This is a genomic window from Massilia sp. HP4, assembly GCF_005222695.1.
Lineage (GTDB): Bacteria > Pseudomonadota > Gammaproteobacteria > Burkholderiales > Burkholderiaceae_D > Telluria.
The window spans coordinates 21,040-45,086 of sequence record NZ_STGG01000038.1 but is presented as its reverse complement, the minus strand read 5'-3'; the positions used below and the strand labels follow the sequence as shown (position 1 = coordinate 45,086).

General features: G+C 65.7%; 23 protein-coding genes. 10 read left to right on the top strand and 13 right to left on the bottom strand.

The genetic code is table 11. The features are described 5' to 3' along the window. The 11 genes from lpdA to hmgA form a co-directional block, all read right to left on the bottom strand. The coding region (lpdA, locus tag E8M83_RS13820) for a dihydrolipoyl dehydrogenase (protein ID WP_137173925.1) at positions 1–1,319 on the bottom strand (1,319 nt) is incomplete at its 3' end. 4 nt (positions 1,320–1,323) lie between these two features. Continuing rightward, a complete protein-coding gene (locus E8M83_RS13815) occupies positions 1,324–2,664 on the bottom strand; it encodes a dihydrolipoamide acetyltransferase family protein (RefSeq protein ID WP_137173924.1) in 1,341 nt (446 codons plus the stop codon). Positions 2,665–2,667: 3 nt separating this feature from the next. Beyond that, a complete protein-coding gene (locus E8M83_RS13810) occupies positions 2,668–3,726 on the bottom strand; it encodes an alpha-ketoacid dehydrogenase subunit beta (protein WP_373995050.1) in 1,059 nt (352 codons plus the stop codon). A 2-nt stretch (positions 3,727–3,728) separates the two neighbouring features. Beyond that, the gene (locus tag E8M83_RS13805; protein WP_137173923.1) at positions 3,729–4,961 is read right to left on the bottom strand and encodes a 3-methyl-2-oxobutanoate dehydrogenase (2-methylpropanoyl-transferring) subunit alpha; all 1,233 of its coding nucleotides are present in this window, start codon (positions 4,959–4,961) and stop codon (positions 3,729–3,731) included. A gap of 226 nt (positions 4,962–5,187) precedes the next feature. Beyond that, positions 5,188–5,577: a hypothetical protein gene (locus E8M83_RS13800; RefSeq protein WP_137173922.1), complete on the bottom strand. Its 390-nt coding sequence runs from the start codon at positions 5,575–5,577 to the stop codon at positions 5,188–5,190. Positions 5,578–5,651: 74 nt separating this feature from the next. Next, positions 5,652–7,004 (bottom strand): amino acid permease, encoded by a 1,353-nt coding sequence (locus E8M83_RS13795; protein ID WP_137173921.1) that lies wholly within the window; start codon positions 7,002–7,004, stop codon positions 5,652–5,654. A 242-nt stretch (positions 7,005–7,246) separates the two neighbouring features. After that, the gene (locus tag E8M83_RS13790) at positions 7,247–7,948 is read right to left on the bottom strand and encodes an MBL fold metallo-hydrolase (RefSeq protein ID WP_137173920.1); all 702 of its coding nucleotides are present in this window, start codon (positions 7,946–7,948) and stop codon (positions 7,247–7,249) included. 66 nt (positions 7,949–8,014) lie between these two features. After that, complete coding sequence (locus tag E8M83_RS13785; protein WP_137173919.1) at positions 8,015–8,821, bottom strand: TlpA disulfide reductase family protein; 807 nt, start codon at positions 8,819–8,821, stop codon at positions 8,015–8,017. A 58-nt stretch (positions 8,822–8,879) separates the two neighbouring features. Beyond that, a complete protein-coding gene (locus E8M83_RS13780) occupies positions 8,880–9,632 on the bottom strand; it encodes an SDR family NAD(P)-dependent oxidoreductase (protein ID WP_137173918.1) in 753 nt (250 codons plus the stop codon). Positions 9,633–9,770: 138 nt separating this feature from the next. Beyond that, positions 9,771–11,096, bottom strand: coding sequence for a hemolysin family protein (locus tag E8M83_RS13775; protein ID WP_137173917.1), 1,326 nt, complete (start codon positions 11,094–11,096; stop codon positions 9,771–9,773). A gap of 120 nt (positions 11,097–11,216) precedes the next feature. Next, the gene (hmgA, locus tag E8M83_RS13770; RefSeq protein ID WP_137173916.1) at positions 11,217–12,524 is read right to left on the bottom strand and encodes a homogentisate 1,2-dioxygenase; all 1,308 of its coding nucleotides are present in this window, start codon (positions 12,522–12,524) and stop codon (positions 11,217–11,219) included. A gap of 201 nt (positions 12,525–12,725) precedes the next feature. On the opposite strand from hmgA, the gene E8M83_RS13765 reads away from it, so the two are divergent. From E8M83_RS13765 to E8M83_RS13745, 5 genes are all read left to right on the top strand, one after another. Beyond that, positions 12,726–13,631 (top strand): LysR family transcriptional regulator, encoded by a 906-nt coding sequence (locus E8M83_RS13765; RefSeq protein WP_137173915.1) that lies wholly within the window; start codon positions 12,726–12,728, stop codon positions 13,629–13,631. A gap of 31 nt (positions 13,632–13,662) precedes the next feature. After that, positions 13,663–14,757: a 4-hydroxyphenylpyruvate dioxygenase gene (gene hppD, locus E8M83_RS13760; protein ID WP_137173914.1), complete on the top strand. Its 1,095-nt coding sequence runs from the start codon at positions 13,663–13,665 to the stop codon at positions 14,755–14,757. Between the two features lie 101 nt (positions 14,758–14,858). Next, positions 14,859–15,227: a CidA/LrgA family protein gene (locus E8M83_RS13755; RefSeq protein ID WP_137173913.1), complete on the top strand. Its 369-nt coding sequence runs from the start codon at positions 14,859–14,861 to the stop codon at positions 15,225–15,227. Further along, positions 15,220–15,957, top strand: a complete 738-nt coding sequence (locus E8M83_RS13750; RefSeq protein ID WP_137173912.1) for an LrgB family protein — start codon at positions 15,220–15,222, stop codon at positions 15,955–15,957. The genes E8M83_RS13755 and E8M83_RS13750 overlap by 8 nt, the downstream gene beginning before the upstream one ends. Positions 15,958–16,059: 102 nt before the next feature. After that, positions 16,060–17,085, top strand: coding sequence for a patatin-like phospholipase family protein (locus E8M83_RS13745; protein WP_229491522.1), 1,026 nt, complete (start codon positions 16,060–16,062; stop codon positions 17,083–17,085). Positions 17,086–17,141: 56 nt separating this feature from the next. Here E8M83_RS13745 and E8M83_RS13740 read toward each other — a convergent pair whose 3' ends face one another. Further along, entirely contained in the window at positions 17,142–17,744 is a 603-nt protein-coding gene (locus E8M83_RS13740) for a hemerythrin domain-containing protein (RefSeq protein WP_137173910.1), read from the bottom strand. A gap of 348 nt (positions 17,745–18,092) precedes the next feature. Between E8M83_RS13740 and E8M83_RS13735 the strand changes: the two genes are divergently transcribed. The 4 genes from E8M83_RS13735 (at position 18,093) to E8M83_RS13720 (ending at position 21,460) form a co-directional block, all read left to right on the top strand. Beyond that, entirely contained in the window at positions 18,093–19,094 is a 1,002-nt protein-coding gene (locus E8M83_RS13735; protein ID WP_137173909.1) for a manganese catalase family protein, read from the top strand. 62 nt (positions 19,095–19,156) lie between these two features. Continuing rightward, positions 19,157–20,065 (top strand): ZIP family metal transporter, encoded by a 909-nt coding sequence (locus E8M83_RS13730; RefSeq protein WP_137173908.1) that lies wholly within the window; start codon positions 19,157–19,159, stop codon positions 20,063–20,065. Between the two features lie 104 nt (positions 20,066–20,169). Further along, a complete protein-coding gene (locus E8M83_RS13725) occupies positions 20,170–20,919 on the top strand; it encodes a TetR/AcrR family transcriptional regulator (protein WP_137173907.1) in 750 nt (249 codons plus the stop codon). Positions 20,920–20,974: 55 nt separating this feature from the next. Continuing rightward, positions 20,975–21,460, top strand: a complete 486-nt coding sequence (locus tag E8M83_RS13720) for a hypothetical protein (protein ID WP_137173906.1) — start codon at positions 20,975–20,977, stop codon at positions 21,458–21,460. Positions 21,461–21,536: 76 nt separating this feature from the next. Here E8M83_RS13720 and E8M83_RS13715 read toward each other — a convergent pair whose 3' ends face one another. Further along, positions 21,537–22,880: an MFS transporter gene (locus E8M83_RS13715; protein ID WP_137173905.1), complete on the bottom strand. Its 1,344-nt coding sequence runs from the start codon at positions 22,878–22,880 to the stop codon at positions 21,537–21,539. Between the two features lie 157 nt (positions 22,881–23,037). On the opposite strand from E8M83_RS13715, the gene cyoA reads away from it, so the two are divergent. Further along, positions 23,038–24,045, top strand: a complete 1,008-nt coding sequence (gene cyoA, locus E8M83_RS13710) for a ubiquinol oxidase subunit II (protein WP_137173904.1) — start codon at positions 23,038–23,040, stop codon at positions 24,043–24,045. The last annotated feature ends 2 nt before the right edge of the window (positions 24,046–24,047 follow it).

Genomic DNA, 24,047 nt, shown 5'->3' with positions numbered 1-24,047 from the left:
ACGGTGCGCGCCACGTCTTCGAGCTGGGCGCCCAGCTCGATCGACTGGGTAAAGCCCGCGGCCAGTTCGGACACGCCGACGCCGACCGCCTGCCAGCCCAGGATCAGGTGGTTGTCCTTGCGCGCAACCACGCGCACGAAACCATCGACACTCTCGATCGTCATCGCACGGCCATTGGCGCTGAACGGGAAGTTGGCGCTAATCGCGTCGATGCCGGCAGCCGCCGCCTCGGCGGGCGACATGCCGGCCACGACGATCTCGGGATCGGTGTAGCACACCGCCGGAATCGCCGCCGGCTGGAACCAGCGGCGCTTGCCGGCGATGATCTCGGCCACCATCTCGCCCTGGGCCATGGCGCGGTGGGCCAGCATCGGTTCGCCCGTGAGGTCGCCGATGGCCCAGACGTTGCGCATCGAGGTACGGCACTGCTCATCGACCTTGATCGCGCGGCCGGCCATGTCGAGCATCAGGTTCTCGAGGCCCCAGCCGGTGGTCGCCGGCTTGCGGCCCACGGCCACCAGCACCTTGTCGGCGTCGAGGTAGGCCTCGACCCCGGAAGCGTCGCGCACTTTTACCTGCTCGCCTTCCATGCCCAGCACCGACGTCGCCAGCCGCAGCTCGATGCCGAGACGCTCGAGCGACTTGGCCACCGGCTTGACCAGCTCGGCGTCATAGGCCGGCAGGATGCGTTCCGCCGCCTCGACCACGGTGACCTGGCTGCCCAGCTTGCGGTAGGCGGTGCCCAGTTCCAGGCCGATGTAGCCGGCGCCGACCACCACCAGGCGGCGCGGCACGCCATCTTGCGACAGCGCCTCGGTCGACGAGATCACCGGTCCGCCGAAGGGCATGAAAGGCAGCTCGACGGCCTGCGAGCCGCTGGCCAGCAGCAGGTGCTCGCAGCGGATGCGCACCGTCTCCTGGCCGTCGGCCACCACCTCGACCGTCTTGCCGTCCAGGACCCGCGCCCATCCGTTCACCACGCGTACGCCCTGTTTCTTCAGCAGGGCGCCGACGCCGCCGGTCAGGCGCTTGACGATGCCGTCCTTCCAGGCCACGGTGCGCGCCAGGTCGATTTTCGGATTATCGACGCTGATGCCGAGTGGCGACTCCTGGGCCGCATAGGTCGCGGCCTTGTGGTATTCGTCGGCCGCGTGGATCAGCGCTTTCGACGGGATGCAGCCGATATTCAGGCAGGTGCCTCCCGGGTTGGCGCCTTCGACCACGATGGCCGGGATGCCGAGCTGGCCGGCGCGGATGCCGGCCACGTAGCCGCCGGGACCGCCGCCGATGATCAGTAAAGTCGTGTTGATCGTCTCCATCGGCTCACTCCACGAACAGGGTTGCAGGGAATTCGAGGTAGCCGCGGATCGCTTGCACGAACTGGGCCGCCACCATGCCGTCGATGACGCGGTGGTCGAACGAGGACGACAGGTTCATCATCTTGCGCGCCACCATCGCGCCGTCGCGGATCACCGGACGGTCGACGATGCGGTTGACGCCGACGATCGCGACTTCAGGGCGGTTGATCACCGGCGTGGTGACGATGCCGCCCAGCGCGCCCAGGCTGGTGATCGTGATGGTGGAGCCGGTCAGCTCGTCGCGGGTGGCCTTGCCGGTGCGCGCGGCTTCGGCCAGGCGCGCGATCTCGGCCGCGCTCGACCACGGATCGCGCGATTCGGCGTGGCGCACCACCGGCACCATCAGGCCGTTGTCGGTCTGGGCCGCGATGCCGATATGGGCCGCGTCATAGGTGGTCAGCAGGTTCTTGTCGTCGTCGTAGCGCGCGCTCATCATCGGATAGCTGCGCAGGGCCAGCACGACGGCGCGCATCAGGAGCGGCAGCAGGGTGAGTTTTCCCCGTTCTGCACCGTATCGGGCGTTAAGCTGGATGCGCAGCGCTTCGAGTTCGGTGACGTCGACTTCTTCGACATAGGTGAAGTGCGGGATGTGGCGTTTTGCATCCTGCATCTTCTCGGCGATCTTGCGGCGCAGGCCGATGATCTGGGTCGCGTGTTCGCCATGCTGCTCGGCGTAGCGTTCATCGCTACCGCCATTGGCGGCGCCGCGGCGGCCTTCGACGTGGGCGTCGAGGTCGGCGTGGGTGATGCGCCCGAGCGGACCGCTGCCGGCGACGAACTGGAGCTCTACACCCAAATCCCAGGCGCGCTGGCGCACGGCCGGCGGCGCCAATGGTTTCTCGCCTTCGGCGCGCAGCTGCGGCGCGCCCTTCGGGGCTGGCGCGGGACGTGGCCCCGGCCTGGCTGCCGGGGCAGGCGCGCCGGCAGGGGCCGGGGCCGAGGCTTCGCTGGTCGCCACGGCTTCGAGCTGGGGCTCGGCCACTTCCTCGGCCGGCGCGGTCGCGGCGGCGGTTTTCACCGGCTCCTGGACGGCCTTGGCGGCGCCGTCCTTCAGGTTGCCGGCGCCTTCGACTTCGAGGCGGATCAGTTCCGCGCCCACGGCCAGCGACTGGCCGATCGCGCCGCCCAGGCTCGTGATGGTGCCGGCGACCGGGGACGGAATCTCGACCGTCGCCTTGTCGGTCATGACGTCGGCCAGGACCTGGTCTTCCTTGACAACGTCGCCCGGCTGCACATGCCAGGCCACGACTTCGACTTCGGCGATGCCTTCGCCGAGGTCAGGCATCTTGATGACGTGAATACCCATGAATCAACCCTCCATCACGCGTTTCAGGGCCGCGCCGACACGGTCGGGCCCCGGGAAATAAGCCCACTCCTGCGCATGCGGATACGGGGTGTCCCAGCCGGCGACGCGCCCGATCGGCGCCTCGAGCTGGTAGAAACAATGCTCTTGCACCAGCGCGGCCAGTTCGGCGCCGAAGCCGCTGGTCTGGGTCGCTTCGTGCACGATCACGCAGCGGCCGGTCTTCTTGACCGAGGCGACGATGGTGTCGAGGTCGAGCGGCCAGATGCTGCGCAGGTCGATCACTTCGGCGTCGACGCCGGATTCGCGCGCCGCGGCTTCCGCCACCCAGACCATGGTGCCGTAGGCCAGCACGGTGACGTCGTTACCGGGGCGAACGATGGCGGCCTTGTCGAGGTCGACGGTGTAGTAGCCGGTCGGGACTTCGCCCTTCGGATGGCCGGACCACGGCACCACCGGACGGTCGTGGTGACCGTCAAACGGACCATTGTAAAGACGTTTGGGTTCCAGGAAGATCACCGGATCGTCGTTCTCGATCGAGGCGATCAAGAGGCCTTTCGCGTCATACGGATTGGACGGCATCACGGTGCGCAGGCCGCACACGTGGGTGAAGAAGGCCTCGGGGCTCTGGCTGTGGGTTTGCCCGCCATAGATGCCGCCGCCGCAAGGCATGCGGATCACCATCGACGAGGTGAATTCGCCGGCCGAGCGGTAGCGCAGGCGCGCCGCCTCGGACACGATCTGGTCGGTCGCCGGATAAAAATAGTCGGCAAACTGGATCTCGACCACGGGGCGCAGGCCATAGGCGGCCATGCCGACCGCGGTGCCGACGATGCCGCCTTCCGAGATCGGTGCGTCGAACACGCGCGACTTGCCATACTTGGCTTGCAGCCCATCCGTGACGCGGAACACGCCGCCGAAATAGCCGACGTCCTGGCCATACACCACCACGTTGCCATCACGTTCCATCATCACGTCCATGGCCGAGCGCAGGGCCTGGATCATGGTCATCGGCATAGTCTGTGACATATTCGCCGTTTCTTTTGCTTGATCGTCTCGTGCCATGCTCATACTCCCAACTGCTGACGCTGACGGCGCAGGTGCTCCGGCATGTCTTTATAAACGTCCTCGAACATGGTCGCGGCGCTCGGTGCGCGCTCGTCGCCCAGGATGCCGTAGCTCTCGGCTTCCTTCTGCGCGGCCAGCACTTCGGCCTCCAGCTCGGCCTGCACTGCCTCGTGCTCGGCGTCCGACCAGCAACCCAATTTGGTCAGGTACTGGCGCAGGCGGGCGATCGGGTCGCCCAGCGGGAAGCGGGCGTAGTCGTCGGCCGGACGATAGCGGGCCGGATCGTCCGAGGTCGAGTGCGGGCCGGCGCGGTAGGTGACCCATTCGATCAGGGTCGGTCCGAGGTTGCTGCGGGCGCGCTCGGCGGCCCAGCGCGAGGCCGACAGCACGGCCAGGAAGTCATTGCCGTCCACGCGCAGCGAGGCGATGCCGCTGCCGATGCCGCGGGTGGCGAAGGTCACGCTCTCGCCGCCGGCGATCGCCTGGAAGCTCGAGATCGCCCACTGGTTGTTGACCACGTTGAGGATGACCGGCGCGCGGTACACATGGGCAAAGGTGAGGGCGGTCGAGAAATCGGATTCGGCGGTGGCGCCGTCGCCGATCCAGGCCGAGGCGATTTTCGTGTCGCCCTTGATGGCGGACGCCATGGCCCAGCCGACGGCCTGCGGGTATTGGGTAGCGAGATTGCCCGAGATGGTGAAGAAGCCGGACTCACGCACCGAGTACATCACCGGCAACTGGCGGCCCTTGAGCGGATCGCGCTCGTTCGACAGCAGTTGGCAGATCATGTCGACCAGGGGCACCTCGCGCGCCATCAAGAGGCTTTGCTGGCGGTAGGTCGGGAAATTCATGTCGCCGTGCTGCAGCGCGAGGGCGTGGGCGGTGCCGATCGCCTCTTCGCCGAGCGAGATCATGTAGAAGGACATCTTCTTCTGGCGCTGGGCGATCACCATGCGCGCATCGAAGATGCGGGTCTTCATCATGGTGCGCAGGCCGAAGCGCAGCAGCTCGCGGTCGGGTTCCTCGGCCCAGGGGCCGACGGCATTGCCTTCCTCGTCGAGGACGCGGATCAGTTGTTGGGCGATGTCGCTTGTCTCCAACGGCGCGACATCGATCGGCGGACGCCGGACGGAACCGGCAGCGCTGACTTGTAGGTACGAAAAATCGGTCTTGCAGCCCGGGCGGCCGGTAGGCTCCGGTACGTGCAGCGACAGAGGATTGCTCTGGCTCATAGTTATGCTTTCCCTTTTGAGGTGTTTTGCAGCAAGGAGCATGATAGCCGGTTAGTTGACGTTTACGTCAACTGCGGATGACTATTTTCATATTGCGATGCAACATGGACCTGAACGCGTTCGCAGGATCTGGCGTATCGCCAACTATAGAATGCGTAGCGATTTTCGCGTTGGGCGTTGCCCGCAAAGTTTGAGCTCCGCGAAATGTCATCCACGCGGGAGGCAGCTAATCAGATGCAGGATAGGCAGCGATCGACAGCGTCAATCCGGTCGCGGCGATGCGCTGCAGGTCATGGGTGGTGAATTCGAGCACAGAAGCGAATTGAACGGCGTCGCCGACCGCGACACCGATGGACAGTTCGCCGTGAAGGTCGTAAGCGGGCAAGGTGACATTGCCGGTCACGCAGCGCTCCAGAAATTGCCGGATGCTCGCGAGCATGGCCGCCGGTGTCGGCGCATCGGCAATGTCGATCGTGCAGCCCGACGAAGCATGGACCCTGCCACGACTGCGTGGGTCGCCCGCCTTCCAGTTTGCTGACGTCTCAAGCTGGAGCGTGTGGCAGAACGCTGCGAGGGCACTGTCCGAGCCCAAGAGATGCAACAAGGCAATGTTCATGGTCGCGCGTGAGATTGGATGGCGCAGTGTAGCAGCGGCAGCCATCTAACCGCGCGCGGAAAAACCGCACGCCGTTAGCGCGGCCTGTGTCGCGCGCGCAGCCAGTAGCCCAGGCCCAGCACCGCCAGCCACACCGGAATCAGGAATACCGAGATGCGCAGGCCTGGCGTGAGCAGCATCACGATCAGAAGCAGTGCGACGAAGCCCAGGCAAACGTAGTTCGACAGCGGAAACCACGGGCTGCGGAAGGTCGCCCGTTCGCCCAGGTTGTCCTTGTGGCGACGGAAGCGCAGGTGGCTCCATGAAATCATTGCCCAGTTCAGGACCAGTGCGGCCGTGGCCAGGGTCATGACCATGCCCAGCGCCTCGCGCGGCAGGAAGTAATTGATCGCGATGGCGGAACCCGTGGCGACGGCCGATACGCCCAGCGCGACCAGCGGGACGCCGCGCCGGTTGGTGTATTTCAGCACCGCCGGCGCATTGCCCTGTTCGGCCAGGCCGAACAGCATGCGGCTGTTGGCGTACACGCAGCCGTTGTAGACCGACAGCGCGGCGGTCAGCACGACCAGATTGAGGACATTGGCGACCCAGCCGCTGTCGAGCGCCTGGAAGATCAGCACGAAGGGGCTGCCGCCGGTGACCACCTTTTGCCACGGATACAGCATCAGCAGCACGGCCAGGGCGCCGATGTAGAAGATCAGGATCCGGTACAGCGCGTTATTGGTGGCGCGCGGGATGGTGCGCGACGGGTCGTCGGCTTCGGCCGCGGTGATGCCGATCAGTTCCAGGCCGCCGAAGGAGAACATGATCACCGCCATCGCCATCGCCAGGCCGGCCACGCCATGGGGGAAGAAACCGCCGTGCTGCCACAGGTTGGCCACGCCGGCCTCGGGACCGGCGCCGCCGCCGACCAGGAGGTAGAGGCCGAAGACGATCATGCCGACCACCGCCACCACCTTGATCACGGCGAACCAGAACTCCATCTCGCCGAAGGCTTTCACGTTGAGCAGGCTGATGCAGTTGACCAGCACGAAGAAGCCGAGGGCCGAGACCCAGGTCGGCAGCTCAGGGAACCAGTACTGCATATAGATGCCGAGCGCGGTCAGCTCGGCCAGGCTGACCAGGATGTACATCACCCAGTAATTCCAGCCCGAGACGAAGCCGGCCCAGCGCCCGCAGTATTTGTCGGCGAAGTGGCTGAACGAGCCGGCGACCGGCTCGTCGACGATCATCTCGCCCAGCTGGCGCATGATCAAGAAGGCGACCGCGCCGGCGATCGCATACCCCAGCAGCACCGAGGGACCGGCCATCTGGATGGTCGAGGCGATGCCGAGGAACAGGCCGGTGCCGATCGCGCCACCGAGGGCGATCAGCTGGATGTGGCGGTTCTTCAGCCCGCGCTTGAGTTCATTGTGCCCGTCGGCCATGGTCGGTCTCTTCTTGCCAGAAAGACAGGGATTCTACTGCATCCTTGGGGCCGGGCAAACCTGCGCCGCGCTATTGAGCCACAGGCTATGCTGGCGTCGACGGCATGTCGCCGACCACTATCGAGGAGAACCTATGCGCAAGATGATCATGATGGCCCTGGCAGGGCTGATCTGGAAACAGTTCCAAACGAAAGTCCTGAAGCGTCCACCGGTACGCAAGAGTACCCGGCGCTACTGATACCTCACACGCTGTGCGGCAGGCCGAGGTTGCGGTTTGCCGGCACGGCGATATCCATCATCCGCGGGCGCGGCAGGTCGAGCGCGGCCATCAGGGCGATGAAATCGTCGCGGCTGCGATTGGCCAGGCGCGCATTGTGGCGCTTTTCCCAGCCGATGCTCGACACCGACTGGCCCTTGTAGTCGTGGCCGGGCCACACCCTCACGTGGTCGTCGAGCGTGAACAGCTTGCGGGTGACGCTGTCGTACAGGCTTTCCGGGCTGCCGCTCTGGAAGTCGGTACGTCCGCAGCCATCGATCAGCAGGGTGTCGCCGGTGAACAGGTTGCCACGCCACAGGTAGCACATGCTGCCCGCGGTATGGCCCGGCGTGTGGATTACCGCGATATGCTCGTGCAGGCCGAAGCGGATCTGGTCGCCATCCTGCAACTGCACCTCGGCCGGCGGAATGTCGCAGCCGCTCGGCACGCAGGCCATGGCGCCGGTATGCTCGCGCAAGCGGCCGGCCGACGTCACGTGGTCGGCATGGGCGTGCGTTTCGAGCACATGGGTCAGCTTCAATCCAAGTCGTTCGATATGGGCCAGGTCGCGCGTGAAATGGCGGTCGACCGGGTCGATGATGACGGCGTCGTAGCTGCCCGGCGCGGCCAGGATATAGGTAAAGGTCGACGATTCGGCGTCGAATAGCTGGATTGGATTGACTTGCATAGACATCTCCTCGGTTGCCGCGATGTTTTACCACAAGTCGTTGTGCGAGGGTAGCCTGCCGGCGGCTCACGGCCGCAGCATTTCCAGCTTGTCCCTCAGGGTCGCTTCCGACAGCTCGCCCACATGGCGCAATTGCAGCTTGCCGTCGGCGTCGTAGAACAAGGTGGTCGGATAGCCGGCCGCGCCGGTGCGCGCCGCCAACTGGCCGGCCGGATCGATCACCACATTCTTCAGGTGCAGCTGCTGGGTGGCCAGGAACCGCCGCACGATCACGCTCGACTCGCGCTGGTTGACGAACACAAAGCCGATCCCGGGGTTGGCCTCCTGCGCCGCCTGCATGGCGGGCATCTCACGCCGGCACGGCGGGCACCAGGTCGCCCACAGGTTGACCACCAGCGGCCGGTCGGCCAAGCTGCGCAGGGCGACTTCGCTGCCGTCGAGCCGGCGCACCATCACGTCGGGCATGGGCGGGCGCGGCGGGGCCAGGGCCTGGGCGGCCAGCTGGCCGCCGATCCAGACCGCGCCCCCGGCCAGCACGCTGGCCAGCAGCGGCCGGCGCAGCTCGGCGCGGCGCCGGGTGAGTTCGGCGCCGATCACACAGGCCACGATCAGGCCTGCCGACAGTTCAAAGCCGCCGTCGCGGATGTCGAGGGCGGTCCACGGCGCCCTGGTGTAGATGTCGTGGTGCTTGAGCACGAATACGGCGCGGGCGGCGACGAAGCCGACCAGTATCATCCGCCACAGCACCGTGCCGGCGTCCGCGCCGCGCCGGCGATACAGCCAGTCGGCCGTGGTGGTCGCCGCCAGGATGGCGAGCACCGTCAGCACCGCCGACAGCGGAATGATCAGGGGGCCGAGCTTGACGACGTCCATGGTGCCTTTCTTGCGCTGGCAAAGGCGCAAGTATACGCGCTTGGGCGCCGCCCCGCCGCTAGGCGATGTTCAGGCCCCCATCGACCGCCAGCACCTGGCCGGTGATCCACCCGCCCATCGGCCCCGCCAGGGAGACGATGACTTCGGCGACATCGTCCGGCTGGCCGCGGCGGCCCAGCGGAATGCGCGCCGTCTCGTCGGCCTTGACGGCCTCGATCTGTTCCGGCGTCAGCCCCATGCGCTCGGCCAGGAAGTCGGTCTCGGTCGGCCCGGCGGCGACCGCGTTGACGCGGATGCCACGCGGCGCCAGCTCAAGCGCCCAGCAGCGGGTCAAGTGTTCGATCGCGGCCTTGCTGGCGCCATAATGGGACAGCATGGCGCCAGCCTTGTGGCCGAAGGTCGAGGACAGGTTGACGATGACACCCCGGGTGGCTTCGAGATGGGGCAGCGCGGCGCGCGCCAGCAGCGACGGACCAACGACGTTCACCTCGAAGATGGCGCGGACCTGGTCCGCATCGGCGTCTTGCAGCGGCAGGATGGCCCCGGCGCCGGCGTTGTTCACCAATACATCCAGGCGGGCATGGCGCTCGACGACGGTGGCGATCGTGCGCACCGCATCGGCGGCCTTGCCGGCGTCGGCCACGATATAGTCGATGCCTGCGTGTTCGGCGGCGAGCGCCTCGAGCGGCGCTTCGCGCCGGCCGGTGACGACGACTCTCGCGCCTGCGCGCGCAAATTGCAGTGCGGCGGCGCGGCCGATGCCGGCGGCGCCGCCCGTGATCAAGACGACCTTGTCATTCATGTGCTGCATGGTGCTGACTCCTGTTTCGGTTGAATGGCGTGACCGTTCACGATGCGAGCGTGAACCTCACGTCCAGCAGACGAGCCGCGAGCAGGATGTGTGACACCGTGACGCCCAACCCTCCACAAAGGGAGAGGGGAAGCAGGATCAGGGGTTGCCGGGCGCTACCTCGGGCGGCGCCAGCTGGGCCACCAGTAGCCGGTCGATCCGGTTGCCATCCATATCGACCACCTCGATCCGGTAGCTGCCCCACTCGAAGAATTCAGAGGTCTTTGGAATATAGCCGAACTGGTACAGCACGAATCCGGCCAGCGTGTGATAGGCCCCCGTTTCCTCGTTCGGGAACCGGACATCGGTATTCATCAGGTCCCGGAAGCGATCGAGGTCGACGCCGCCGTCGAGCAGCCAGCTGCCGTCCTGGCGCTGCACGGCATCGGGGTCGTGCTCCTCTCCGATCACGGTGACGTCCCCCACCAGGGCGCTCATCACATCCGACAGGGTGACCATGCCCTGGATGTCGCCGTACTCGTCGACGATCAGGGCCAGCTCGGCGCGGTTCTTCTTGAACAGCTCGAGCAGCACCATCGCGCTCACGGTCTCGGGCACGAACAGGATCTCGGACACCGCGTGCTCGATGTTGACCGCCTCGAGCGAGCCATGGCGCACCGATTGCGCCAGCAGGTCGCGCACCTTTACATAGCCCAGGATCTGGGCGCGGTCACCGCGATAGACAGGGAAGCGGCTGTAGGCGTGGCAGCTGATCAGCTCGAGGGTGTCGCGGCGCTCGGCGTCGAGGTCGATCATGACCAGGTCGACCCGCGGCGTCATGAGCGCCTTCAGGTGGCGGTCGTCCAGGCGCAGCGCACGCGAGACGATGTCGTACTCGGTCTTTTCGAACAGGCCGGCGTCGGTGCCTTCCTTGAACATGCCGGCGATGTCTTCCTCGGTCGGGGCGTCTTCCTTTGCTTCGTGGATGCCCAGCAGGCGCACGATCGCCTCGGTCGTCAAGGAAAGCACCTTGACGAACGGCGACATGACCACCGACAGCATATTGAGCGGCGGCGCGATCAGGGTCGCCATCGTCTCGGGATGGCGCATCGCGATGCGTTTCGGGACCAGTTCGCCCAGGATGATCGAGACGAAGGTGATCCCCAGCACCACGATGAACAATGCAATCTCGTAGGCGTACGGCGCCAGCAAGCCAACGGACTCGATCTGCGGCTTCAGGCGCGAGACCAGCGAGGCTTCGCCGAAGGCGCCGGTAAAGATGCCGATCAGGGTGATGCCCACCTGGACGGTGGAGAGGAAATGGCTGGGATTGTCGGCCAGCGCGATGGCGGTGCGGGCGCCGTGGCTGCCTTCGGCGGCGCGCCGCTCGAGACGCATGCGCTTGGCGGAAACGAGCGCGAGTTCGCTCATTGCGAACACCCCGTTCAACAGGATCAGAACGAGGATGATCAATATGTCTGACATGCTGGGCACTTGCCCCATGACCGGTCGAACCGGGCCGCGGCCGGGCAGGCCCCGATGGCCCGCCCGCGAATCATGGCATAAATGACAAAATCCGGGAACACCGCAGCGTGCGCCAGGCTGTCAGGGCGTCAGTCGGAAATGCTTGCGTATGCCGGCCCAGCACTGCTGGTAATCCCCTTGCAGCTGGGGCGAGGCCAGCGCTTGCGCGGTGGGGACCAGGGCGGTGCGGGTCTCGAACATGAAGGCCATGGTGTCGCCGACCTTGTGCGGGCGGCTGGTGTCGGCATTGCTGGCCTTGTCGAAGGTGGCTGCGTCCGGACCGTGCCCGCTCATGCAATTGTGGATGCTGGCGCCGCCCGGCACGAAGCCTTCGGCCTTGGCGTCGTAGGCGCCGTGGATCAGGCCCATGAATTCGCTGGCCACGTTGCGGTGGAACCAGGGCGGACGGAAGGTGTCCTCGGCCGCCAGCCAGCGCGGCGGGAAGATCACGAAGTCGAGCGTGTCCACGCCCGGCGTGTCCGACGGCGACTGCAGCACCAGGAAGATCGACGGGTCCGGGTGGTCGTAGCTGATCGAGCCGATGGCGTTGAAGTGGCGCAGGTCGTATTTATACGGGACGTAATTGCCGTGCCATGCCACGACGTCCAGCGGCGAGTGCCCGATCGGGGCGCTCCACAGGCGGCCGCCGAACTTGGTCACCAGCGCGAAGTCGCCCTCGAGGTCCTCGTAGCGCGCTTGGGGCGTCAGGAAATCGCGCGGATTGGCCAGGCCGTTCGAGCCGAGCGGGCCCAGGTCGGGTAGTTGGAGCAGGGCGCCGAAGTTCTCGCAGATATAGCCGCGCGCCTCGCCATCGGGCAGCGCCACCTGGAAGCGCACGCCGCGCGGGATCACGGCGATTTCCTGCGGCTCCACTTCCAATAAACCCATTTCGGTGGCGATCGACAGCCGGCCATGCTGCGGCACGACCAGGAGTTCGCCGTCCGAATCATAGAAATACCGGCCCTCCATCGAACGATTCGCCGCATACAGATGGATGGCGCAGCCGCTCATGGCATCAAGCGAACCGTTGCCCGCCATGGTCATCCAGCCGTCGATGAAATCGGTCGGCGTCTCCGGCATCGGCAGCGGGCTCCAGCGCAGCTGGTTGGGCGGCGCCGGGGTGTCGAAGCGGCCCACCAGGCGCGGCGCGTCCAGGGGCGCGAAGCTGCCATGCACGGCAGCCGGGCGGATGCGGTATAGCCACGAGCGCCGGTTATGGCTGCGCGGGGCGGTAAAGGCAGTGCCCGACAATTGCTCGGCATACAGGCCATACGCGACGCGCTGGGGCGAGTTGCGGTGCTGGGGCAGGGCGCCGGGCAGGGCTTCGGTGGCGAACTCGTTGCCGAAGCCGCTCAGGTAGCCCGAGGGTCGGTCTGGCGCGTGGCGCATGGGGGTCTCCTGGACGGTAGATAGTCGGTTTGATGGCGCCACTCTAGAATAATCCGCCATGTTTTACGAGATGAATAGAAAAATGTAGACTATTTACATTATCAATATTACTGTTCGGCCTACCGCCTGGGCGTGGACAATGCGACTCACTTGCCGGCCTGGCCGGCAGCCTGGGACATCCATGATCGAAGCACACGGACCATGCTCGAAGCACACGATATCGACCTGAACCTGCTTGCTGTATTCCAGGAGGTATACAGGGAGCGCCAGATCTCGTCGGCCGCCCGGCGCCTGGGGCTGTCGCAGTCGGCCGTGAGCAATGCGCTGGCACGGCTGCGGCGCAGCTTTGGCGACGAGCTGTTCGTGCGCACAGCCAGCGGCATGCAGCCCACGCCCCTGGCGAGCCAGATGGCCGAGCCGATCGGCGCAGCGATGGCCCAGGTGGCGCTGGCCCTGAACCAGCGCAGCCGCTTCGAACCGGCTACCAGCAACCGCCGCTTCGTGCTGGCCATGACCGATGTCGGCGAGGTGTATTTCATGCCGTCCCTGATCGAGCGCTGCCGCCAGCTGGCGCCGCACGTCGAGATCAGTTCGGTGCGGGTAGGCATGCTGTCGCTCAAGGAAGAAATGGAAGGCGGGCGGGTCGACCTGGCGGTGGGGCCGTTCGAGGACGTCTCCGAGGCCCTGTACCAGCGCCATCTGTTCAGGCAGCCGTTCGTGTCGATGTTCCGCAAGGGCCATCCGCTGGGCAAGGGCGAGCTGACGCTGGCGCGCTTCACGGCGGCCGAGCACCTGCTGGTCGACGCCGCCGACAGCCCCTATGATCGCGTCAACGCAGCGCTGGCCAAGGCCGGCATCGGGCAGTCGACCCGGTTTCGGGTACCGCATTTCACGGCGGTGCCATATATCGTGAGCACCAGCGACCTGGTCGTGACGGTGCCGCAAAAACTGGCCGAGCGCGCCGGCCAGCCTTTCGGGCTCGAATGGGCGACGCCGCCACTCGAGCTGCCGGCATTGCAAACGAATATTTTCTGGCACCGCCGCTTCAACCAGGATCCGGGCAACCAGTGGTTGCGCGGCTTGCTGGCCGATGTGTTCGCGGAATGAGTCAACAACAGTCACACAAAAGGAAGAGACAATGGCAGACCTGTTTGAAAATCCGATGGGCCTGATGGGCTTCGAGTTCGTCGAATTCGCATCGCCCACGCCGGGCGTGCTCGAGCCGGTGTTCGAGGCGCTGGGCTTCACCAGGGTGGCGACCCACCGCTCGAAAGACGTGGTGCTGTACCGCCAGGGCGGCATCAACTTCATCGTCAACAACGAACCGAAGAGCTACGCCGCCTACTTCGCGGCCGAGCACGGTCCGTCGGCCTGCGGCATGGCGTTTCGCGTGAAAGATGCGCACAAGGCCTATGCGCGTGCGCTCGAGCTGGGCGCCCAGGCGGTCGAGATTCCGACCGGCCCGATGGAGCTGCGGCTGCCTGCCATCAAGGGCATCGGCGGCGCGCCGCTATACCTGATCGACCGTTTCGAAGAAGGCAAGTCAATTTATGACATCGACTTCGAATTCATCGACGGCGTCGACCGCAACCCCGCCGGCCACGGGCTGTCGATCATCGACCACCTGACCCACAACGTCTATCGCGGCCGCATGTCCTACTGGGCCGGCTTCTACGAGAAGCTGTTCAACTTCCGCGAGATCCGCTACTTCGACATCAAGGGCGAGTACACCGGCCTGACCTCGAAGGCGATGACGGCGCCGGACGGCATGATCCGCATTCCGCTCAACGAAGAAGGCAAGGCCGGCGGCGGCCAGATCGAGGAATTCCTGATGCAGTTCAACGGCGAGGGCATCCAGCACATCGCGCTGCTGACCGACGACCTGATCTCGACCGTCGACAAGCTGCGCGCGGCCGGCGTGCCCTTGATGTCGCCACCGCCGGACACGTATTACGAGATGCTCGACGAGCGCATCCCCGGCCATGGCCAGGACGCCGACCAGCTGAAAGTGCGCGGCCTGCTGCTCGATGGCGCCGTCAAGGATGGCCATGCGCGCCTGCTGGTGCAGATCTTCGGCGTGCCGCAACTGGGACCGGTGTTCTTCGAGTTCATCCAGCGCAAGGGCGACGACGGTTTCGGCGAGGGCAACTTCAAGGCCTTGTTCGAGTCGATCGAACGCGACCAGGTCAAGCGCGGCGCGATCGCCGGCGCTGCAATCGCGGCCGAGGCCTGATACCGCGCGTAGGCGACGCGCACGCCGCGTCGCAGGATTTGGTATCCTGACCACTTTTGCGGCGGCCGGCACGGCCGCCGTGTTGCGTCAGGAGTGGGTTCATGCTGGCTGCCTTTGCGGTCCTGTTGTTGTTCCAATGCCTGGGCGAAGGCATCGTATTCGTCTTTCATCTTCCCTTGCCGGGGCCGGTCGCCGGCATGCTGCTGCTGATGGTCGCGCTGGTCGCGCTGCCCGGACTACAGGCGCTGGTGGAGCAGGCGGCCAACACCCTGCTGTCGCACCTGTCGCTGCTGTTCGTGCCGGCCGGCGTCGGCATCGTGGTGGCGGCCGGCAGGGGCAGCGGCCATTGGCTTGCCATTCTCACATCGCTGGTGGCCAGCACCGTGCTGGCGCTGGCCGTCACCGGGCTGATCCTGCGCGGGTTGGGCGGCCCGGCCCCGGGCGACGGCGCGAAGGATGGCGATGCCTGATTTCGCCGGCTTGAGCCATTTCTGGGTATATCTGTCCGCTTCGCCGCTGCTGGGCTTGACGCTGACCCTGTGCGCCTATCTTGCGGCGCAGCGGATCTTCGCCCTGTGCGGCGCCTCGCCGCTGGCCAATCCGGTCGCCATCACGGTCGCGCTGATCGCCGGCGTGCTGTGGTTGTCGGGCATGTCGTACGAACGCTATTTCGCGGGCGCGCAATTCGTGCATTTCCTGCTCGGGCCGGCAACTGTGGCGCTGGCCGTGCCGCTGGTGCGCCAGCTGCCGCGCATGCGGCGCGCCTTGCTGCCGCTGGCCACGGCGCTGCTGGCCGGGAGCGTCACCGCCATCGTGTCGGCGGTCGCGATCGCGATCATGCTCGGGGCAACGCCCGAACTTGCGGCGACGCTCGGGCCGAAATCGGCCACCTCGCCGATCGCGATGGCGGTGTCCGAACGCCTCGGCGGGATTCCGGCCCTGACGGCGGCGCTGGTGATCGGGACCGGCATCTTCGGAGCGGTCGTTGGCACACAACTGTTCGCCATCTTGCGCGTGCGCTCCGACGCGGCGCGCGGCTTCGCGCTGGGCCTGGCCGCGCATGGCATCGGCACGGCGCGCGCGTTCCAGGTCAGCCCCGAGATGGGCGCCTTCGCCGGCCTGGCGATGGGACTGAACGGCGCGCTGACAGCCTTGCTCGCGCCGTGGCTGGCGCCGCTCGTGATGGCGTGGATGGGCTAGCAAGCTGCCCTGGTTCTCAGTTCATGCACCAAGGCTACGTTGCGCCGCACAATTGCCGGTGAAGTTAATCTGTGTCCAGTTTATTTCATGACGGAGCAGATTTTGACAAAGACAATCAGCATCGCCATCCAGGGTGGGGGCACGTACGGCGCTTTTGGCTGGGGTGTACTCGACCGCCTGTTGCAAGAAGACGAGCTGGTCATCGACGCATTGAGCGGTTCCAGCGCCGGCGCGATCAACGCGGTGGTGGTGGCCGACGGCTATGCCCGCGGCGGCGGCCGCGAGGGCGCGCGCAAGGCCCTCGACCGCTTCTGGCGCACGCTCGGCAGCGCGGCCACGCTGAGCCCGCTGCAGCGTACGCCGCTCGACCGCATGGCGCCCACCTTCACCATGGAATTCTCGCCGTTCTACCACCTGCTCGAGATGATGGGCGCCCTGATGGGACCGGTGCGCGAAGGTCCGCTGACGCTCAACCCTCTGCGCAACTTCCTTGCGTCCATGATCGATTTCGACCGGGTGCGCGATTGCGAGGAGCTGCAGGTGTTTATCGCGGCGACCAATGTGCGCACCGGCACCGGCAAGCTATTCCGGCGCGAAGAGCTCGACGTGCAGCGCCTGGTGGCCTCGGCCTGCCTGCCCACGGTGTTCGCGGCGGTCGAGGTCGAAGGCGAAATGTACTGGGATGGCAGTTATGTCGCCAATCCGCCGCTGGCGCCGCTGATGCGGCATTCCACGGCGAGCGACCTGGTCATCATCCAGAACAATCCGATCGCGCGCAGCGACATGCCGACCAATATCGCCGATATCGCCAACCGCTCCAACGAGATCGCCTTCAATATCAGCTTCGTGCGCGAAGTCAGCGCGCTGCAATACCTCAATGGAGTGCCCGACGAAAGCCGCGGCGCGGGCGCGGCGGCCCGCAACAAGCACCTGCACCTCATCAGCGGCAACGAGTTCCTGCAGGATCACGGCATCTCGGCCAAGATGAACGCCGAGATGCCGTTCCTGCAAATGCTCCATGATCAGGGTGTCAGCACCGCCGACCGCTGGCTCAAGGAGCATGGCGCCAGTCTGGGGGTCAGGTCGACGCTGGATCCGATGCCCGTGTTCTTCTCCGACGCGCTGTAAACGCCGCACGCCGCCGGTCTCGCGAGCGGCGGCGTGTCAGGCCCGGCGCGGCAGGGTCAGGTATGGGCTGGTTCTGTCTTCCAGGTGCTCTTCTTTGGCTTGAGCGCGAACGCGGCCAGGAGGGCGCCGGCCACGCCGATCACCATCGCCGCCGTGCTGCCCGAGAAGCCCACCAGGTGTTCCTTGGCCAGCTTGCCGGCCTTCGGTCCGACCAGCTGCATGCGGCGGCGCGTCATGTCGGCGCCCAATTCGGCCAAGCGCCGCTTGCCCAGGATCGCCTCGGCGTCCGGCAGCAGCTTGGTTTCTTCTTCTGCAACGTGGTGCATCACGTCGCGCATCAACTCCATGACCAGGTCGTCGTGACGCGGATCGGCGCCCGGGGTGCGGCGCAATTCGGCGATCAGGCGCCGCATCTCGTCGTGTTCTGGCTCGGCCTCGTGGATGAACGGTTCGCCGCCGTCGCGCTGGCGCATGACCGGATAGAAGATCTCTTCCTCGAGCGTGGCGTGGATTTCCAGGCCGTCGCAGATGGTCTCGGCCAGCGCTTTCTTGACGGTCGGGCTCTTGTCCTTGGAATACTGATGGAAGGTGACCATCACATGCGAGTGGTCGAAGCGGATCATGTCGGTGATGCTTGGGCTCAGTTGCTTGAGATTCATGGTAATACCCCCGTTCGTGATTGTTTGAACAATATGGTAGTCCGCGGCCGGGCGGCACGACTGTAGGCGCGCGCGCCGGTGGCTTGTAAGTCATCCCCGCAGCCGGCCGAACGCATGGGTTGACACATGCGTTCCAGCTGGCTTGATCGGAGGATTGTTTATTTGGAATAACACATTGTCACTTTTGTCCTACAAGGACACGGGAGCGCTCCTGACGGGAATTCGACCGCCGACCTGAGAACATGAACGCATTGGGTTGCCGATCCCGGCGGTGGCCCGTCGCGGGCAGTGTACGCAGGACGCGTCGCTGCCGGATTCTCATTCCCACTTCAATCGGAGATACCTGTCATGTTTGCACACAATAAGCGCTTGCAATACACAGTCCGGGTCAGCGGACCGAACCCCGGCCTGGCCAACCTGATGCTCGAGCAGTTCGGCGGCCCGCAGGGCGAACTGGCTGCCGCCATGCGTTACTTCACCCAGGCCGTCGCCGAAGACGATCCTGGCCGCAAGGACATGCTGTTCGATATCGCCACCGAGGAGCTGAGCCACCTCGAGGTGATCGGCCACATCGTCGCCATGCTCAACAAGGGCGCCAAGGGCCGCCTGGCCGAGGCGGCCGACGAAGAGGCCGAGATGTACAAGTCGATCACCGGCGCCGGCAACGACAGCCACATCACGCAGGTGCTGTACGGCGCCGGCGCGCCGCTGACCAATTCCGCCGGCGTGCCGTGGACGGCCGCCTACATCGACTCGATCACCGAGCCGACGGCCGACCTGCGCTCGAACATCGCGGCCGAGGCGCGCGCCAAGATCGTCTATGAGCGCCTGATCTCGCTGACCGACGATCCGGGCGTGAAGGAAGCGCTGGGCTTCCTGATGACGCGCGAAGTCGCCCACTTGAAATCGTTCGAGAAGGCGCTGTACTCGATGGAGCCTAATTTCCCGCCCGGCAAAATGCCGGTGGTGCCGGCCTTCGCCAGCGTCTACTACAATATGTCGCAGGGCGATGGCGAGATGCGCGGCCCGTGGAACCAGGGCGCCGACTGGGACTTCATCAGCGACCGCGAGAAGCAGGCGGCGGTCGACGGCGGTTCGGGCCAGGCCGAAGTGGCCCTGCCGAACGAAGACATCGACATCCTCCAGCAGATGTCCGCACGCACGATTTCGAACCCGGCGGCAACCCCTCGTACGGGGGCCGAGCTGGGGATGTTGCAATCGGCAAGCGGTGGTACTATTGCCAACGCGGGTGATGAATCGAAAGGCCAGGCCACGGTCGCTTCGATGGGCGGTCCGCTCGACGATACCGGTGTCGGTAATCCGATGGGTAGCGGCAAGCCGCTGAAGTAATCCCCCGGCGCCGGGGCCGCGCTCGACGTGCGGCCCCGGCGCAGTTTTTTACAGGAAGATGCATGGACATCCAGACCGAAAAAACAGAGCACCCCCGCAGCCTTGCGCGCTGGCTGACCCCACGCCGCGCCATCGGTTTCGGCATCTGCGCCATCGGATTCCTCGTCCTGCTCGGCAGCATGATCGAACAGATCATGAACGCCAATCCCAAGATGCTGGCGGCCCTGGCGGGCGGCAGCACCGCCGCGGCGGCGACCGCGCTGGGGACCTTGCCGGTCCTGTTCGCACAGAATTTCACGAAACGGACCTACGATTGCTTTTTGGGCTTTGGCGCCGGCGTCATGCTGGGCGCGACCGCCTTCTCGCTGGTGATCCCGGCGCTGTCCGCGGCAAAGACGGCAGGGGCGGGCAGCTGGGAATCGAGTCTCATGGTCGGCGCCGGCATCATGTTCGGAGCCGGCGCGATCCTGCTGCTCGGGCGCGCGGTGCGCACCGAGGGCATCCTGACCAACGACCCCGACAAGGTATCGCTGCGCCGCGCCTGGCTGTTCGTCTGGGCCGTGGCCCTGCACAACCTGCCCGAGGGCCTGGCCATCGGCGTGGCCTTCGCCGGGATCGATGTCGAGAAAGCCACCTCGCTTGCCACCGGCGTGTCGATCCAGGACGTGCCCGAGGGCCTGGTGGTGGCGCTTGCGCTGCACGCCGTCGGCTACAGCCGCCTGACGGCGGTCGCCATGGGCGTGGCCTCCGGCCTGGTCGAGCCGATCGCCGCCGTGTTCGGCGTGGCGCTGATCGGCATCTCGGCCGGCCTGCTGCCCTATGCGCTGGCCGCCGCCGCCGGCGCCATGCTGCTCGTGATCGTCAATGACGTGATTCCCGAATCGCGACAATCGGGCAACGGCACCCAGGCCAGCATCGCGCTGGTCTTCGGCTTCATCCTGATGACGGTGCTCGATACGGCGCTGTCCTGAGCCGCCGGCGGTCGACCACGGGTTGACCACGAAGTTGACCACCAGGTTGACCACGGCGGGCGATGGTCGTAGCATGAAGATCATCGCATCTCTGCAGGTCAAGCATGACTGTCCCAACAAAGCGGGAACAAACCCACGCCCGGATCCTCGACGTCGCCGCGCGCGCGCTGCGCCGTGACGGCTTCAAGGGCGTCGGCGTGGCCGACGTCATGAAAGGCGCCGGCCTGACCCACGGCGGCTTCTACGCCCATTTCGATTCGCGCGACGCCTTGCTGGTCGAGGCGCTCGAGCATGCCGACGCCGCGTCCAGCCCCAATCTCGAGCGCCGCGCGGCCGTCTTGCGCGAAGCCGGCGCCAGTGCGCTCGGCGCCCTGGTCACGGCCTACCTGTCCGACGAACACCTGGCCGCCTGCGAGGGCGGACTGGGCTGCGTGGTCGCCGCCCTCGGCTCCGAGATGGCGCGCCAGGAGGCGCCACTGCGCGACGTTGCGCGCGGCCGCATCGAGCGGCTGGTGCGCAGCGTCCAGGCGGCGCTCGAAGAGGGCGGGCATGGCGGCGAGGCAGTGCACGGCCAGGCCATGGCGCTCACCGGCGCCATGGTCGGCGCCCTGCAGATCGCCCGCACCTTCGGCCCCGATCCACAGGGTAGTGCGATGCTGGCGGCGAGCCGCCAGGCTCCCGACCAGCCGCCCGGCCGGCGTCGCCGCGACCTTGCTGGCGCATGCGGCGCTCATCGCCGCCTGGCAGCACGTGCGCGGGCCAGCGGTGCCGGAGCAAGGCGAACCGGATTTCGTGCAGTGGGTGCAGCTGGAGCCGAAGTCGCTTCGGGTCACCGTGCCGGGCGTCAAGCCTGACCGGGCAGGGGAGGTGCCGGCCATTCCACGCGTGACTGCAGCGCCAGGAAAAGCGATGCGGACCGATCGCGAATCCGTGGTTGCCCCGCCGGCGGTCGCTTCCTCTCCCGCGGCCGACCTGGAGGATGCGCAGCCGTCGCCTGCCACGCCGGTCCCGGGCAGCGCGCGCCAGATGATCGATCAGGCCAGGTTGGACGCCGGCGCCGCCGACCGGGCGCTGCGCAAGGAAAGCAAGCCAACCATCGTCGCGCCGCCTGACAGCCCGCAGATTCGCATGGCGAGCAAGTTCCGCGAAGCCGCGGCGCTGGCGCCGAACCGCTGGTACGAGGCGCCCAAGATCGTCGAACTGGTCAACGACGGTGGCGACGGCGCGCGCCGTTTCCGCGTGCTGACCGCGCTCGGCATCTATTGTGTCACCGAGCGCTCGCCCGCCACCAGCATCGACATGATCGAAAAGCACGGCAAGCAGAGGATTACCAACTGCGGGCATCAGCACGAGCAGCCGGCCAATCCGCAGCAATGGCGTACGGCGCGGGATTGACACTTAAAAATGGCCCTATATAAATGACAACGGCCCCGCAGGGCCGTTGTCATTTTCTTACATCCAGCGACAGGCGTCAGTCGCGAATCTCCAGCTTGCGGTTCAGGCTCAGCGCTGCCAGCGAGACCACGGCGCCTGACAGCAGGTAGAGGCTGACATAGCCCAGGCCGAAGTGCGCCGACAGGCCGAGCGCGACCAGCGGGGCGAAGGCTGCACCGACCAGCCAGGCCAGGTCGGACGTCAGCGCCGCGCCAGTGTAGCGGAAGCCCTTCTGGAAGTTCGAGGTCGTAGCGCCCGCGGCCTGGCCGTACGAGAAGCCCAGCAGGGTGAAGCCGATCAGGATGAAGGCGTTCTGGCCCATGGTGCCGCTATTGATCAGGAACGGGATCGACGCCGAGTACAGGGCGATCAGCGCCGCGGCCGTGCCCAGTGTAGTGCGGCGGCCCAGCTTGTCGGCCACGATGCCCGAGGCCAGCATGGCCAGTGCCGCGAGGCCGGCGCCCCACATCTGGACATGCAGGAACTCATCCATTGGGCGGGTGTCATAGAGCTGGATCCACGACAGCGGGAACACGGTCACCAGGTGGAACAGGGCGTAGCTGGCCAGGGCTGCCATGGCGCCAATGGCGATATTGCTGCCCTGTTTGCTCACCAGTTCGCCGACCGGGGCCGGATCGAGGTGGTGCGAGTCGAGCAGGCGGGCGTATTCAGGCGTACTGGCCAGGCGCAGGCGGGCGAAGGTGCCGACCACGTTGATGGCAAACGCGACGAAGAACGGGAAGCGCCAGCCCCAGGTCAGCAGTTCCTCTTCTGACAGGTAGGTGAGCATGTAGGCGAAGATGCCGGCCGCGATGACGAAACCAAGCGGTGCGCTCAATTGTCCCAGCATGGCGTACCATCCGCGCTTGTTCTCGGGTGCGCTAAGGGCGAGCAGCGAAGGCAGTCCGTCCCACGAGCCACCCTGGGCGAAACCCTGGGCGATACGCAAGGCCGCCAGCAGGATGATGGCGGTGGCGCCGATCTCGCTGTAACTTGGGAGCATGGCGATGACGACGGTGCTGGTACCCATCATGAGCAGCGAGATGCCGAGCTTCATGTCGCGGCTCCAGCGCTTCTGGATTGCCATGAACACGACCGTGCCGATCGGTCGTGCCACGAAGGCGAGGGCGAAGATGGCAAACGAATACAGGGTGGCGTCGAGCCGGTCTGCCCACGGGAAAAAAATGGCGGGGAAGACGAGGGCCGATGCGATGGCGTACGTGAAGAATTCGAAGTATTCCGCCGAACGGCCGACGACCACCCCCACGGCGATGTCGCCGGGACTGACATGTTCGTCCCGGGCATTGATGTTGCGAGCCCCACTGCTGGGGTGTGTGATTGGAGCGGCCCCTGCGCCGCCGGACGTCGTCGTGCTTTGCATATTGTGTTCTCCAGATGAGTCGACGGCCGCCGATGTTAGTAAAATTGCACCCCGAAATTACACCTCGGCAAAGGTGGGACAATGTGTCCAATGTTCTTTGGCGACCGTTGGCATTACAGTAGCATGTTCTCCTTCCATGTAACGTTAGATACCTAGCATGATTCCTAAAATTGTCCGCCGCGGACTCCCATTACTTCCACTTGCAGCGCTGGCCGGCTGCAATGCGGTCGTGATGAATCCTACCGGCGATATTGCGAAGCAGCAGGCCGATCTGATCATCGTTTCGGTTGCGCTGATGTTGTTGATCATCGTTCCGGTGATGATCCTGACTGTCCTGTTCGCCTGGCGATATCGCAAGAACGCCAACGCGAAGTACGAACCCGATTGGGACCACTCGACCAAGCTCGAGCTCATCATCTGGGGCGCGCCGCTCCTGATCATCATCGTCCTGGGCCTGATCACCTGGGTCAGCACCCACAAGCTGGACCCTTACCGTCCGCTCGAACGCCTGGACGAACACCGTCCGATCCCGGCCTCGACCAAGCCACTTGAAGTGCAGGTCGTCTCGCTGGACTGGAAATGGCTGTTCATCTATCCAGAGCAGGGCATCGCCTCGGTCAACCAGCTGGTGACCCCGATCGATACCCCGATCCGCTTCAAGATGACTTCCTCGACCGTGATGAACACGTTCTATATCCCGACCCTGGCCGGCATGATCTACACGATGCCGGGCATGCAGACGGAACTGAACGCGGTGCTGAACAAGACCGGTGACTATCAAGGCCTGTCGGCCAACTTCAGCGGCGACGGTTTCTCGCACATGAAGTTCGCCTATAAAGGCGTGAGCACCGAAGAGTTCAATACCTGGGTGCAGGAAATGAAGGCCAATACCGCCGTGCTCGACCGCGCCGACTACCTGGTGCTGGAAAAGCCGACCGCCAAGGAGGCCGTGCGCCACTACGGCCAGGTCGAGCCCGCGCTGTTCAACCGCATCCTGAACCGCTGCGTCGCAGAAGGCACGATGTGCATGAACCAGCAGATGCACGAAGACATGAAGCGCAACCAGATGGCAGCGGCCATCCGCCAGCAGACGCAGGGCGACAAGTCGCTCCTGGCCGAAGCGCTGGAAATGTGCGTCGCTCCTATTAATACCTTGATGAAGTAATC